Genomic DNA, 13,886 nt, shown 5'->3' on the forward strand with positions numbered 1-13,886 from the left:
TTTTCGGGCGTTCGATTGAACATTCTGTCGCATCAATAATGACCCAGTTAAAGTGTTCTTCTGCTGTGGTTATGCTTCGTTTTGGCAGGGTAAAACGTCTTGATTTCATCAATGCATCTTCAACCTTCTTAATGGTTCGATTCACATTACTTTCAGCGATATGGTAATTTGCCGCTAATTCCAGTTGAGTACTATAGTTGCGTAAGTAATTGAGAGTTAATAACAACTGATCCTCTATATCTAAAGTATGAGGTCGACCTGATTTCTTTTTGAGTGATTCTGCTTTTTCTAGAACCTCTAACATCTCAGTAAAAACTTGTCGAGGTACGCCAACTAAGCGTTTGAATTCAGAATCTGAAAAACGGTTTAATTTCTGATATCTCATGAAATTTATATGGAGGTGATTTTTACTTTCGCAAGAGGTCTATTGATTATAAAGGTTTTAGCCGTTATCACGCCCCAATGGTGCAATGGTTATCACAATTTGATCCTCATTATGAACAAGAGATGGGATTAACCGCTGCAGAAGCATAAGCACACTCGGATCTAAACACATTCAAGCTTAGATCCTCAAACCATAATCATATGAGGATGACCCTATGCAGCAACCCTCTGATAATCAACCCCATGACACTTTAGATGCCGATGCCGAACAACTGCGCGCACTCGGCTATACATCAGACTTTAAACGTAGCATGAGTTTATGGGAAAATTTTTCCTTAGGCTTTACTTATTTGTCGCCTGTGGTGGGTGTCTATACCCTGTTTGCACTATGTATTGTGGCCGGTGGCCCACCCATGTTTTGGTCTTATCTGTTGATTGGGCTTGGGCAACTGTTGGTGTGCTTAATCTTTGGCGAAATTGTTTCGCAATTCCCCATTTCAGGCGGTGCATATCCGTGGGCACGCCGTTTAGTGGGCAAACGTTGGGCATGGATGACCGGCTGGGTCTATGCATGGGCACTGTGCGCTACAATTGCGGGTGTATCCGTAGGTGCAGGCCCTTATTTGGCACTCATGCTGGGTTATGAAGTCAGTTCCAATGCCTTTATCTATATCGCATTAGGTTTAATTTTATTTTCAACTTTACTCAACTTAGTCGGTACCAAGTTATTGGCACGTGTGGCCATGTTTGGCTTTTTATGTGAACTGATTGGTGCCATTGCCATTGCTGCGTACTTACTGATTTTTGAGCGTCATCAACCGTTTAGTGTTCTGTTTAATAGCTTTGACATCAGTATCAATGGTTCATACCTACCTGCATTTTTAGCCGCCTCTCTTGCAGGTTTATTTCAATACTATGGCTTCGAAGCCTGTGGTGACGTGGCTGAAGAAACCCCAAATCCAGGTAAACGTATTCCCAAAGCCATGCGTATGACCATTTATATTGGTGGTTCTGCAGCCATGTTTGCCTGTCTGGCGCTCATCCTTGCCATTCCAGATATGCAAAAAGTACTTTCAGGTCAAATTACTGATCCTGTATCGCTGATTTTAACCAATGCCTTTGGTCCTGTGGGTGCCAAACTGGTAATGGCGATTGTACTGGTGTCCTTTATTTCATGTGTTTTAAGCTTACAAGCCGCAGCAAGTCGCTTGTTATTTGCCTATGCCCGTGACGATATGATTGTGGGGAGCCGCCTACTGCAGCGTTTATCTGAAAATCATGTGCCGTCCTTTGCATTAATTGTGACTGGTGTGATTCCTGCTGCCATTGTCTGCTTAGGTCTACTGATGACCGATGCAGTGGCCACAATTGTTGCCTTTGCTGCGATTGGGATTTATATCACTTTCCAACTGATTGTGGTGGCGGCACTCATTGCACGCGCGAAAGGCTGGCGTCCAAATGGTCAATTTAACTTAGGTAAATGGGGCTTAGTGGTCAATATTGCAGCCTTAATTTACGGTGTGAGTGCCATCATTAATATGGTATGGCCCCGTAGTCCTGAGGCAGCTTGGTATATCAATTATTCAATGTTTTTAACCACCGCAGTGGTACTGGGTTTGGGTTTTCTTTACATGCTGCTTGCCAAACCATATGACAAAGGCAACAGCCCATTTGGCGATGCATGGACCTTCTCTAAACCAAAACAACCCGAAAACAAAACGCCAGACGCAGAAGCTGTGATCTTGGCCAAAGAATCTAACTCTTCAATCTAAATAATCATAAAACTTAAAGGAAATAATAATATGCAAACTGAACTCAATACTGTATTTGAACTTGAACAACATCATGAACACACTGTGACCTATCAACCAGAAAACCTATCACATAAACTCTTGATCAATGGTCAATTGCTTGAAGGTCAAGGTCGTCATTTAGCCGTGGTTAATCCAGCACTTGGCACGACATTATTCACGATTGCAGAAGCCAGCCTTGAGCAAATCAACAGCGCCATTGATGCTGCGAGTAACGCATTTGAAACTTGGTCACATACCTCACCCAAAGACCGTGCCGCATGTTTACTCAAAGTGGCTGATGTGTTGGAAGCCAATGCTGAAGAATTTGCTCGTTTAGAGTCAAAAAACTGTGGTAAACCGTATAGCGCAGTCTTGAATGACGAAATTCCTGCAGTGGCTGATGTATTTCGCTTCTTTGCAGGTGCCAGTCGTTGCTTACAAGGTTCAGCTGCAGGTGAATATTTAGAAGGTCATACCTCCATGATTCGTCGTGATCCACTCGGGGTGATTGCCTCGATTGCCCCTTGGAACTATCCATTGATGATGGTGGCATGGAAACTTGCCCCTGCACTTGCCGCAGGTAACACTGTGGTGCTTAAACCGTCTGAAGAAACGCCATTAACAGCACTACGTTTAGCTGAATTTTTAAATGAAATTTTCCCAGCTGGTGTTGTGAACGTATTGTTTGGTAGCGGTGCGAATGTAGGTGAGCCATTGGTGACGCATCCAAAAATTGCGATGGTGTCTTTAACCGGTTCTGTGGCAACAGGTAGCCGTATTATTGTCAACACTGCAGATTCTGTGAAAAAAATGCATATGGAATTAGGCGGTAAAGCACCGGTACTCATTTTTAGTGATGCCGATATTGACGAAGTAGTCGATGGTATTCGTACATTTGGTTTCTATAATGCCGGTCAAGACTGTACTGCAGCTTGCCGTATCTACGCTCAAAAAGAGATTTATGCCAAATTTGTCGAAAAACTCGGTCAAGCGGTGAGCACCATTCAATATGGCGAACAAGATGATCCAAATACAGAACTCGGTCCTGTGATCACCGCTCGTCATTTAGAACGCGTGATAGGTTTTGTTGAGCGTGCCAAGCAACAACCGCATATTCAAGTGATTACAGGTGGTCAACGTGCTAAGCGTGCCGGCTTCTTCTTTGAACCAACTGTACTTGCTGGTGCACGTCAAGATGACGAAATCGTACAAAATGAAGTCTTTGGCCCAGTGGTCAGCGTGACTGAATTTGAAGATGAAACGCAGGCCCTCGCCTTTGCCAATGACTCTAAATACGGCTTAGCCTCATCAGTGTGGACGTCTGATATTGGCCGTGCTCATCGTTTAGCCGCGCGTTTACAGTATGGCTGTACTTGGGTGAACACCCACTTTATGTTGACCAGTGAAATGCCACATGGCGGCATGAAACACTCAGGCTATGGCAACGATATGTCGATCTATGCTTTAGAAGATTACACCGTGATCCGTCATGTCATGGTTAAACACTAAGGAGCAGCTATGCAAGATTATCTGTTGAGTCTGTGGCAAGTATTATTAGGTACTTGGGCAGCACAAGCTAGCGCTCACTCAGGCTACGCAGCATAAAAAAAGCCGGTGCAATGCACCGGCTTTTTATTCAACTTAAACTTACGCTTGAATTGTTTCTAAAGCAGCATTTAATGTTGCGCTTGGACGCATCACTGCATTAACTTTAGCTGTATCAATCGCGTAGTAACCACCGATATCTACAGATTGACCTTGCACTTGTGCAAGCTCAGCAACAATCTTTTCTTCATTTGCAGCAAGCGTTTGTGCAAGTGGAGCAAATTGTGCTTTAAGCTCAGCATCTTGGTCTTGAGATGCTAACTCTTCAGCCCAGAATTTCGCTAGGTAGAAGTGGCTGCCACGGTTGTCAAGTTCGCCAGTACGACGTGATGGAGACTTGTCGTTGTCTAACAATTTACCAGTTGCAGCATCTAAAGTTTGAGCTAGAAGTTTTGCTTTCGCGTTGTCTTCTTTGATGCCCATCTCTTCTAGAGAAACCGCAAGCGCCAAGAACTCACCTAAAGAATCCCAACGTAAGTGGTTTTCTTCGACTAACTGTTGTACGTGTTTCGGCGCAGAACCACCCGCACCTGTTTCGTACATACCGCCACCTGCCATTAAAGGCACGATCGACAACATTTTTGCAGACGTACCTAGTTCCATAATTGGGAACAAGTCTGTCAGGTAGTCACGTAAGATGTTACCTGTTACAGAAATCGTGTCTAGACCGCGAGCAACACGCTCAAGTGTGAAGCGCATTGCACGTACTTGAGACATGATTTGAATGTCTAAACCATCTATATCGTGATCTTTTAAGTATTTCTCAACTTTTTTGATCACTTCGTTTTCGTGTGGACGGTACGGGTCTAACCAGAAAATCGCTGGCATGCCAGAGTTACGTGCACGTGTTACAGCAAGTTTTACCCAATCGCGGATCGGTGCGTCTTTCACCTGACACATACGCCAGATATCGCCTTCTTCCACGTTTTGAGACATTAATACTTCACCAGTTTCAAGATCAGTGATGTTTGCAACACCTGATGCTGGAACTTCAAACGTCTTGTCGTGTGAACCGTATTCTTCCGCTTTTTGTGCCATCAAACCAACGTTAGGTACAGTACCCATGGTTTTTGGATCAAAGTTGCCGTTCCACTTACAGAAATTGATCATTTCTTGGTAGATACGTGCGAAAGTTGATTCAGGCATCACTGCTTTACAGTCGTAAGGCTTGCCGTCAGCACCCCACATTTTACCGCCAGAACGGATCATTGCAGGCATAGAAGCATCTACAATCACGTCGTTTGGAGAATGGAAGTTAGTGATGCCTTTAGCAGAATCTACCATTGCAAGCGCAGGACGGTGTTCTTGACATGCATGTAAGTCAGCAATGATTTCTTCACGTAGTGACGTTGGTAGTGTTTCGATCTTTTCATAAAGACCGGCCATACCGTTGTTTACGTTTACACCAAGCTCTTCGAATAACTTACCGTGTTTTTCAAATGCTTCTTTGTAGTAAATTTTCACACAGTGACCAAATACGATCGGGTGTGAAACTTTCATCATGGTTGCTTTTACGTGTAAAGAGAACAAGATACCCGCTTCTTTACAATCCGCTAATTCTTTTTCATAGAAATCGCAAAGCGCTTTCTTGCTCATGAACATAGAATCGATGATTTCGCCGTCTTGTAATGCAACTTTTGGCTTAAGAACGATCGTCTCACCTGCGTTCGTGATAAGCTCCATTTTCACATTACGCGCACGGTCTAAAGTCATTGACTTTTCGCCATGGTAGAAGTCGCCTTCTTGCATGTGAGAAACGTGAGTTTGTGACCACTGTTTCCACTCACCCATAGAATGCGGGTTTTTCTTCGCGTAGTTTTTCACCGCTGTAGGCGCACGACGGTCAGAGTTACCTTCACGTAATACAGGGTTTACTGCTGAACCTAAGCATTTGCCAAAGCGTGCTTTAAGTGCTTTTTCTTCTTCAGTCGTTGGGTTTTCTGGATAGTTAGGAATCGCAAAACCTTTAGATTGAAGCTCTTTGATACATGCTGTTAACTGTGCAACAGAAGCACTGATGTTCGGTAGCTTGATGATGTTTGTGCTTGGATCTTGAGTCAAACGACCAAGTTCAGCAAGGTTGTCGTTAACCTTTTGCTCTTCAGTTAAAAATTCTGAAAATTCTGCAAGTACACGAGCTGCAACAGAGATGTCTTTTTTAACAATCTCAACGCCAGCAGGCTTAGTAAAAGTCTCGATGATAGGCAATAGCGAGTAAGTTGCTAATAATGGTGCTTCATCAGTTAATGTGTAAATGATTTTTGACTTTCCACCAGCCATATATATCCCCTTTTGGATTGTGTTTTTAAGGGCCAAGCTTGTGGCACAGCCCCTACGAACCGGTTTGCTTAAATAAAACCCTGAGAGTATCGGTCTTCACGGCTTTTCAGTCAACGAAATATCCTTTTAGATTGCGATTTCGCTGAAAATTTATACATATTTTTGGCAATTTTATACCGCCCCTATTCTAGGCGAGATTTGCCTAAATATGTACAAAAAATATGCAACAATTAATCAACTTGGCTAAATTTCGTTGCGCTGATTTTTTCAAGCCATAAAAAAACCACGCGATTGCGTGGTTTCTTAAAATCTTGGTAGGTATAAGCAGACTCGAACTGCTGACCTCTACGATGTCAACGTAGCGCTCTAACCAACTGAGCTATACACCTAAGGTATGAGCATATTAATCGAAACAATTGAGCTAAGACAAGGGTTTATGCTTTTTTTTAAGTTCAAGCGAGCATTTTTTAAGCATTAATTTCAATTGGGGCGGTGGAGGCATGCTTTTCCTGTTTGCATAACGGTATTGCCGGTCATAGATCGCCAATGTGGTTAAAAATCCCGCTAAATCCTCTGCAACATTCAGACTTAAACGTTCTAACCATGCAGCATGGCTTTCAACGCTGCCCTTTTTAAATTGAGCCTGTAAGCGATGTTCAAAGGCCAACAGTTGCCGTTCATAGCCAGATTGGCTGTAATAGACATATAGGTGACGTGCCAACCATGCACTGGCTAGCATTGCCATAATACTCAGCCCAGCAAATATCATTAGACGTAAAGGTGTAGATAAACCTAGACTGCCCCACCACTTGATTTGTTTGCTTTGATCATAGCCCACCACCTTGTTTTGCCATTGATAACTAACAAAATCGCTCCAAATATGTAAGCGGCTCGTCCATGCCAGTTGTTGCTGCTTTAACGCAGATTGTTGCTGCCATAGGCTATTTTGAATCCCTTGTTGAATACGTTCAGGGGCAATTGCTGCGGTTGGGTCAATACGTTGCCAGCGTCCATCCAGCCAAACTTCACTCCATGCATGCGCATCCAATTGCCTTACTTCCCAACTTTGCCCATCTGGTGCAGCTTGCCCACCTTGATAACCAATCACCACCCGTGCTGGAATCCCCACATAGCGCATTAGCATGACAAAGCTAGATGCATAATGTTCACAAAAACCAATTTTTTGATCAAATAAAAAATCATCAATGTGATGGCCCTGTAAGCGGCCGGGGCTTAGGCTATATTGAAAGCCTTGGGCTTTATACCATGCCAAGATCTGCTGTACATAGCGATTCGGATCAGCCTGACTTTGCTGATAAAGTTGCTGAGCTAAACGTTGGGCTTGGGGGTCATAGTGGCTTAAATACTGTTGATTACGTTGCAGTACAGCCGGATTGATAGGCTGTAACTGCTGTTTACCCAACCAGACTAGCTCTAGCATTTGCCGATGATGCTGTCTAGCGACACGAATTGCGCCATCTTGCTGTACATAATAGCCGCGTTGTAAAGGCTGCGAATATTCCAAAGCCGTAACCCATTTTGACTGGGGATCAGCTGCTAGATATTGATAACGTAGCCCTGAATAAGCTTGATTGCGTGGCTTAAACAGTGCGTGGTGATTACTCGGATCCGCTGACCAAGTTTGCCCATCATATTGGTCGAGTACCATAGCACGCCAATATAAATCCTGTTGTGGCGGAAGCTTTGTCATATTGCCCACAATACGAAAAGCCAAGGCACTCGATTGTGATAAATTAGCAATATCGCCTGGTGCCATTTCATCACTCAGCCCTGTTGTGGCTTGTGAACTGGCAATGGGCATCTGCCAAAGTGGTGGTAAGCGTGGAAAAAATAGAAACAAAATCAAAAAAAATGGCGCTGCATATAACAGCAGCTTACCCATCTGTTGGCTGTCTTGCAGCCATGTGGTCGCTTGAGTCTGAAAATTAAGCTGGTGTAACCGATATAAACCTACAAGGCAACTTAATAAACTCAGTAACACCATGGCTGTCATCCAGACACTGGCACTATATAAAAAGCTGCTGGCACTGACAAATAAAGCAAAATTAAATACCACAATCCAATCGCGTTTGCTTTGGCTTTCTAAAACTTTGGCAAATAGAAAACTGGTTAAAATGGCAACGCCCGCCTCCACTCCTAAAAATGTACCTTGCGCTGCATAAATCACGCCAAGCGCAAGTATAATCACCAGTAAATTAAGTAGCTTGGGTAAAATATAGGCTTTTTTACTACTGATGAGAAATAAAATTAATACCGCAATGAGCAGCAGCACTAAAAGTTGAGGTAAAAATAAGGCTTGCGCGCACAGCAATAAAATCAGCGTAACCACAATACTTTGACGAATTGAATTGGGCATCATAGTTTAAGCCTCCGCCAGTAAGCGTTTGGCCTGTTGTAGTTGGCTTTCGCCTTGCCCCAAACAGAGCTGCTGATGGGGTAATTTCAGCACATAGGCATGCTGCAGCCGCTCACATTGCTCCACCAAGCCCATCATCACTTGCAACTTATGTTCATGTTCTGTGACTGTAAGCTCAGCATAATCAATGACGACCTGTTGCTGCTTGGCATGCGGGCTAAATTGTTTGATATACATGCCCTGTCCACGCGCCAACTGTTTCCATGCCACCTGACTTAGAAGATCGCCCAGTTGGTAGTTTTTCAGCTGATAAAACTCATCCATACCTTGCTCTAAAACACGCTGCTGTTGCTCTAAAGTCTGCATCCGAGCTTGCGGCGCCACCCAAGTAATCAGTTGTTGTTTTAAATGGACATGCGTCCATGCACGGACTAAACCCAGTGGGTAGACTGACATTAAACTTAAATCAGGATAGTAAAAGGCACCGCGCTGAATGGGTTGAAAATAAAAGCGTACTTGCTGAGAGCGCTGCTGCATATGCACATACTGCTGCTCCAGACCAACACTGACTTTTAAATAACGCGCCCTAATGTGTGTTTGACTTAAAGTGACAATCAATTCTACAGGCTGACCAACTTGTCCCACTTCGTCATAATCTAAAGTAATTTCCAAACCTTTAAGCTGACGATACGCCAAATAAAAACTGATACACAATAAACTGCTGATTAAAAAACAAAAGGCCAAAATCAAATTATTGGCGTAATTAACGCCTGCGATAAAGCTAATGACAATTAAAGCCAAGTAAATATAGCCCGGTCGATATACAAATACCAACACGTCTTGTTGTCTAAGTAATTTATGCCCTTGCCATAAAAAACGTTTTTCTACCCAGCGTTGCCAACGCGCGCGCATTAACTGACCTTCACTTGCTGTAACAATGCTTCAGCTTGCACTTCTGTCATATTTAAGCGATGTGCCACCACAGCGCTAAACACCGCTTGTACATCATCTGCACTGACAAAATCACGTTGAGAAATTAAAGCATAAGCTTGGGCTGCTTTTTTGAGTGCTAACAGGCCACGCGTGGATAAACCATGGCGATTTTTACGCGTGATGCTCGCTAAATCGAGTAGATAATCAAGAATAGCGGGGCTTAAATAAACCTGATCAACTTGGGCTTTGAGCGCTAGAATCTCTTCAGGATTAAATACAGCTTGTAACTGGGATATTAGGGCTTGACGGCTACTTTGCTGTAACAGCAAGCTTTCGGCCTGACGCGATGGATACCCTAAAGATAAACGCATTAAAAACCGATCAAGCTGCGATTCGGGCAAGGCATAAGTGCCACTTTGAAACAATGGATTTTGAGTTGCTACTACCCAAAATGGTTGCGGTAAGGCATAACGCACGCCATCCACACTGACATAGCCTTCCTCCATGGCTTCAAGCAAAGCACTTTGGGTTTTGGGGCTGCAACGGTTAATTTCATCGGCCAATAAAATTTGGCTAAAAACTGGACCTTGCTTAAACTCAAACTGCTGGGTCTTTTGGTTAAACATATTAATGCCAATAACATCACTGGCCAGCATGTCATTGGTAAATTGAATCCTTTGAAAATCTAAGCCTGTTAGATGAGCCAAGCTACTGGCAAGTGTGGTTTTACCCAGCCCCGGTAGGTCTTCAAATAGCAAATGCCCACCTGCCAATAGGCAGGTGAGAGCCAATTGGGTTTGTTTTGATTTATCTAAAATCATGTGATTGAGCTGCTGCAAAAAATCAGCGATTTTTTGTTGCTGTAGTTTTGTTGTAAGCTGCTTATTCGTTGTTTCTTTTGTGCCCCAAATCACTGATTTTTATCCCCAATTAAAAATTGTGTTTAATTAACATAGCGTGTTTTGCAGCTTTTCTAAAGAAATTAATCGTGAATAAGATTTAAGCCAATAAAAAAGCGCCCCGAAAGACGCTTTCTTATTAGATTAACAAGGACATTTTTTCATACCGCCCCCTGCCGATGGATAACGAGAATCCACACAGTGGCGGTAAAAAGTTTTCGCATCCATAGGTGTTAAATCTGGATGGTGCTGCTGCATATGTTTTACATAATTTTCATAATCTGGTACGCCCACCATTAAACGAAAACTCTGCTGTAAACGCTGCCAAAGCGTCGCTATACGCGACCAGTTTTTTGGATTTAAAATTAAATCCTTTTGCGACATCACGGTCATTTTAATGATTTTGTAAATTACCGTTTTGCCGCTTTTGGCAAATTTTAGATTCATTTTCTATTCCCTCATCAACCTTAGTGATGCGCCTGCGGCTTAATCTCTTCAGGATCACGATAAATCGCTTCGGCTTCATTCACGCTTGGATGTGGATTGGCCAGCGCACGGCGGACCACACCAACAGCAGCAAATAACATCACAAATGCCACAATCATAAAGAAGGCACAAAGACCCGCGTTAATTTGATTAGATAAAGCGACTGTATGCATTTCTGCTACATTTTTTGCTGGCGCTAAAATTTCATTATTGGCAATGGCTGTATTAAAACGCTCTGCTTGCGCCAAGAAGCCAATTTTAGGATTTTCATGGAAAATCTTTTGCCATCCTGCGGTCATTGAAGTAATAAACAAGAAGATTGTTGGCACAATCGTGACCCACACATACTTTTGTTTTTTCATTTTAAATAAGATGACCGTACCTAAAATTAAGGCCATGGCTGCCAAAATTTGGTTACCAATACCAAACAGTGGCCATAAGCTGTTAATGCCCCCTAAAGGATCAACCACACCTTGATAAACAAAGAAGCCCCAACCAGATACCGCCACCGCAGTCCCAATTAAGTTACCCAAAAAACTTGATGAATTTTTTACCGCAGGAACCACAATTCCTACCGTATCTTGCACCATAAAACGACACGCACGCGTACCCGCATCAACCGCGGTTAAAATAAATAAAGCTTCAAATAAAATCGCGAAGTGATACCAAAATGCCATCATTTCACGGCTGTTAAAGATTTCAGTGATGATATGTGCCATACCAATCGCGAAGGTTGGTGCACCACCCGTACGTGATAAGATTGTGCTTTCACCCACTTCTTGCGCAAGCAGTGTCAGTGCTTCGGGTGTCACCACAAAACCTAAATTACGTACCGCTTCTGAGGCCGACTCAACCGTTGTACCCAATAAAGCTGCCGGTGAGTTAATCGCAAAATAAATTCCTGGATCTAAAATCGTGGCACAGATTAAGGCCATGATGGCAACAAATGACTCCATCAACATACCACCATAACCAATCATACGAATATCGCGTTCGTTATTGACCAGTTTTGGGGTTGTACCTGAAGAAACCAAAGCATGGAAACCTGAAATCGCACCACAGGCAATGGTAATAAATAAGAATGGGAACATTGAACCAGCAAAGACTGGCCCAGTACCATCGACAAACTGGGTAAATGCAGGCATTTTCATTTCAGGCATTGCAAACACAATACCAATGGCTAAACCTGCAATCACCCCAATTTTTAAGAAGGTAGACAGATAATCACGCGGCGCCAGCAATAACCACACAGGTAATACGGAGGCAATAAAACCATAAATAATCAGTGCCCAAGTCAGTTCAGTACCGGTTAAAGTAAATAATGGTCCCCAGTATGGATGTTGGGCAATATTTTCACCATAAATGATGCCCAGCATCATCAATACAAAACCAATAATCGAGACTTCTGCGATTTTACCCGGACGGATAAAACGCATATAAATCCCCATAAAAATGGCAATTGGAATGGTAGCTGCAATACTAAACACGCCCCACGGGCTATTGGTCAGTGCTTTCACGACAACCAATGCCAATACCGCCAAGATAATAATCATGACCCCAAGTGCACCCAGCATCACCACAATACCAGCAAAGGTACCCAGTTCTTGTTTGGCCATTTCACCTAAAGATCGACCGTCACGGCGTGTCGAGATAAATAAAACCAAAAAGTCTTGGACTGCACCGGCCAACACCACACCCACAAGCAGCCAAATGGTGCCCGGTAGATAACCCATCTGTGCCGCAAGAATAGGCCCAACTAAAGGACCCGCCCCAGCAATAGCCGCAAAATGATGTCCAAATAACACCCCTTTATTGGTCGGGACATAATCTAGACCATCATTTAAACGATGCGCAGGGGTTAAACGCCGTGCGTTGAGTTCAAAGACTTTATTGGCAATAAATAAACTATAAAAGCGATAAGCGATGCTGTAGACACAGGCTGCAGCCAATACCAGCCAAACGGCATTGACGTGTTCACCGCGGCTTAAAGCCAAGATCCCAAAGGAGACTGCGCCGACAATTGCCACCAGCAGCCAAATCATTTTCGAAGTCATGCTCGACTTCGTCTGTAAAGTTTCCATTTAATCCCTCATATTACATTGCTTGTCAATCAGCTTATATTTCTTCGAGGTCTGCTGTTTAAAGCGACTCTACGCTCGTTGTTGTTGTTTTCCTCTTATACTTTGGCATTAAAAAAGGGGTGATTTGCATCACCCCTTTCGATAATAGTCTATTTTTAAACCATTATGCACGTTCTAGGTAGTCACCAGTACGTGTGTCTACACGAACGCTTTCTTCTTGCTGAACGAATAATGGTACACGTACCACAGCGCCAGTTTCTAATTTAGCAGGTTTACCGCCACCGCCAGAAGTATCACCACGTACGCCTGGATCAGTTTCAACGATTTTTAATACCACGAAGTTTGGCGCGCTCACTGACAATGGAACACCGTTCCAAAGCATAATTGTGCAAAGTTCGTTCGAGTCGTCTTTTAACCATTTTGCCGCATCGCCCATTGCAACTTTGTCTGCAGCGATTTGTTCAAATGATACTGGGTCCATGAAGTTCCACATTTCGCCATCGTTATACAAGTAGTTCATTTCTACTTCTTGGATGTCAGCAGCTTCTAAAGAATCACCCGATTTAAAGGTTTTTTCTAACACTTTGCCTGATTTTAAGTTACGTAACTTAACACGGTTAAACGCTTGGCCTTTACCTGGTTTTACGTATTCGTTTTCCATGATTGAACATGGGTTACCATCAAGCATAACCTTAAGGCCTGACTTGAAATCATTGGTAGAATAATAGGCCATGACTGGCTCACTCCAAACTAAATAATTAAATCTATAAATGCTAACAGCAATTTACATCGCACTTGGCACGAGGGACTCATTCTACTGTGGATTAATTTCAATCAACAGAAAATTTGCGCCTTTTTATGCCATGACTGCTTATCTTACGCACGGACAGAACAAAACTTTAGTTTATCCCTTCCCCGCTTATCGGTAGAATTATCGCATACTTTAGCGACAGACTAAAAAAGTGCAGCGTTTTTTAGCCGCTCTGGTTTCTTTAGAACGTAATATTCGCTTAGAATTTAAGCAGCATTACGCTCCTCACTCCCATCT

General features: G+C 43.2%; 10 protein-coding genes and 1 tRNA gene. 2 read left to right on the plus strand and 9 right to left on the minus strand.

From position 1 onward, the window contains the following. Window positions 1-385: transposase family protein (locus AC5YCD_RS02435; RefSeq protein WP_496128539.1), on the minus strand; the 385-nt coding region annotated here is incomplete at its 3' end. Window positions 386-599: 214 nt separating this feature from the next. On the opposite strand from AC5YCD_RS02435, the gene AC5YCD_RS02440 reads away from it, so the two are divergent. Next, window positions 600-2,156 carry an APC family permease gene (locus AC5YCD_RS02440; RefSeq protein ID WP_496128540.1) on the plus strand — a complete coding sequence of 519 codons (1,557 nt, stop codon included), beginning with the start codon at window positions 600-602 and terminating at the stop codon, window positions 2,154-2,156. Window positions 2,157-2,186: 30 nt separating this feature from the next. Continuing rightward, window positions 2,187-3,686, plus strand: a complete 1,500-nt coding sequence (locus AC5YCD_RS02445) for a gamma-aminobutyraldehyde dehydrogenase (RefSeq protein ID WP_496128541.1) — start codon at window positions 2,187-2,189, stop codon at window positions 3,684-3,686. Between the two features lie 138 nt (window positions 3,687-3,824). Here the strand turns inward: AC5YCD_RS02445 and AC5YCD_RS02450 are convergent, their stop codons facing one another. The 8 genes from AC5YCD_RS02450 to efp form a co-directional block, all read right to left on the minus strand. Next, window positions 3,825-6,062 (minus strand): NADP-dependent isocitrate dehydrogenase, encoded by a 2,238-nt coding sequence (locus AC5YCD_RS02450; protein WP_496128542.1) that lies wholly within the window; start codon window positions 6,060-6,062, stop codon window positions 3,825-3,827. Between the two features lie 312 nt (window positions 6,063-6,374). Then, window positions 6,375-6,451 (minus strand) — tRNA-Val (locus AC5YCD_RS02455). 32 nt (window positions 6,452-6,483) lie between these two features. Continuing rightward, window positions 6,484-8,442: a transglutaminase TgpA family protein gene (locus AC5YCD_RS02460; protein WP_496128543.1), complete on the minus strand. Its 1,959-nt coding sequence runs from the start codon at window positions 8,440-8,442 to the stop codon at window positions 6,484-6,486. 3 nt (window positions 8,443-8,445) lie between these two features. Next, the gene (locus tag AC5YCD_RS02465) at window positions 8,446-9,351 is read right to left on the minus strand and encodes a DUF58 domain-containing protein (RefSeq protein WP_496128544.1); all 906 of its coding nucleotides are present in this window, start codon (window positions 9,349-9,351) and stop codon (window positions 8,446-8,448) included. Further along, complete coding sequence (locus AC5YCD_RS02470; protein ID WP_496128773.1) at window positions 9,351-10,283, minus strand: AAA family ATPase; 933 nt, start codon at window positions 10,281-10,283, stop codon at window positions 9,351-9,353. Before AC5YCD_RS02470 ends, AC5YCD_RS02465 begins: the two co-directional genes overlap by 1 nt. A 132-nt stretch (window positions 10,284-10,415) precedes the next feature. Beyond that, window positions 10,416-10,718 (minus strand): YbdD/YjiX family protein, encoded by a 303-nt coding sequence (locus AC5YCD_RS02475; RefSeq protein ID WP_496128545.1) that lies wholly within the window; start codon window positions 10,716-10,718, stop codon window positions 10,416-10,418. Between the two features lie 20 nt (window positions 10,719-10,738). Next, window positions 10,739-12,838, minus strand: coding sequence for a carbon starvation CstA family protein (locus AC5YCD_RS02480; RefSeq protein WP_496128546.1), 2,100 nt, complete (start codon window positions 12,836-12,838; stop codon window positions 10,739-10,741). 163 nt (window positions 12,839-13,001) lie between these two features. Beyond that, window positions 13,002-13,571, minus strand: coding sequence for an elongation factor P (efp, locus tag AC5YCD_RS02485; protein WP_122898439.1), 570 nt, complete (start codon window positions 13,569-13,571; stop codon window positions 13,002-13,004). Window positions 13,572-13,886: the final 315 nt, after the last annotated feature.

The sequence above is a fragment of the Acinetobacter sp. CY05 genome (genome assembly GCF_059515805.1).

Bases quoted from the DNA above. Each gene is read 5' to 3' on its own strand.
- AC5YCD_RS02465 (WP_496128544.1), bottom strand. From the start codon at position 9,351: ATGCGCGCGCGTTGGCAACGCTGGGTAGAAAAACGTTTTTTATGGCAA.
- AC5YCD_RS02480 (WP_496128546.1), bottom strand. From the start codon at position 12,838: ATGGAAACTTTACAGACGAAGTCGAGCATGACTTCGAAAATGATTTGG.
- AC5YCD_RS02475 (WP_496128545.1), bottom strand. From the start codon at position 10,718: ATGAATCTAAAATTTGCCAAAAGCGGCAAAACGGTAATTTACAAAATC.
- AC5YCD_RS02450 (WP_496128542.1), bottom strand. From the start codon at position 6,062: ATGGCTGGTGGAAAGTCAAAAATCATTTACACATTAACTGATGAAGCA.
- AC5YCD_RS02440 (WP_496128540.1), top strand. From the start codon at position 600: ATGCAGCAACCCTCTGATAATCAACCCCATGACACTTTAGATGCCGAT.
- AC5YCD_RS02460 (WP_496128543.1), bottom strand. From the start codon at position 8,442: ATGATGCCCAATTCAATTCGTCAAAGTATTGTGGTTACGCTGATTTTA.
- efp (WP_122898439.1), bottom strand. From the start codon at position 13,571: ATGGCCTATTATTCTACCAATGATTTCAAGTCAGGCCTTAAGGTTATG.
- AC5YCD_RS02445 (WP_496128541.1), top strand. From the start codon at position 2,187: ATGCAAACTGAACTCAATACTGTATTTGAACTTGAACAACATCATGAA.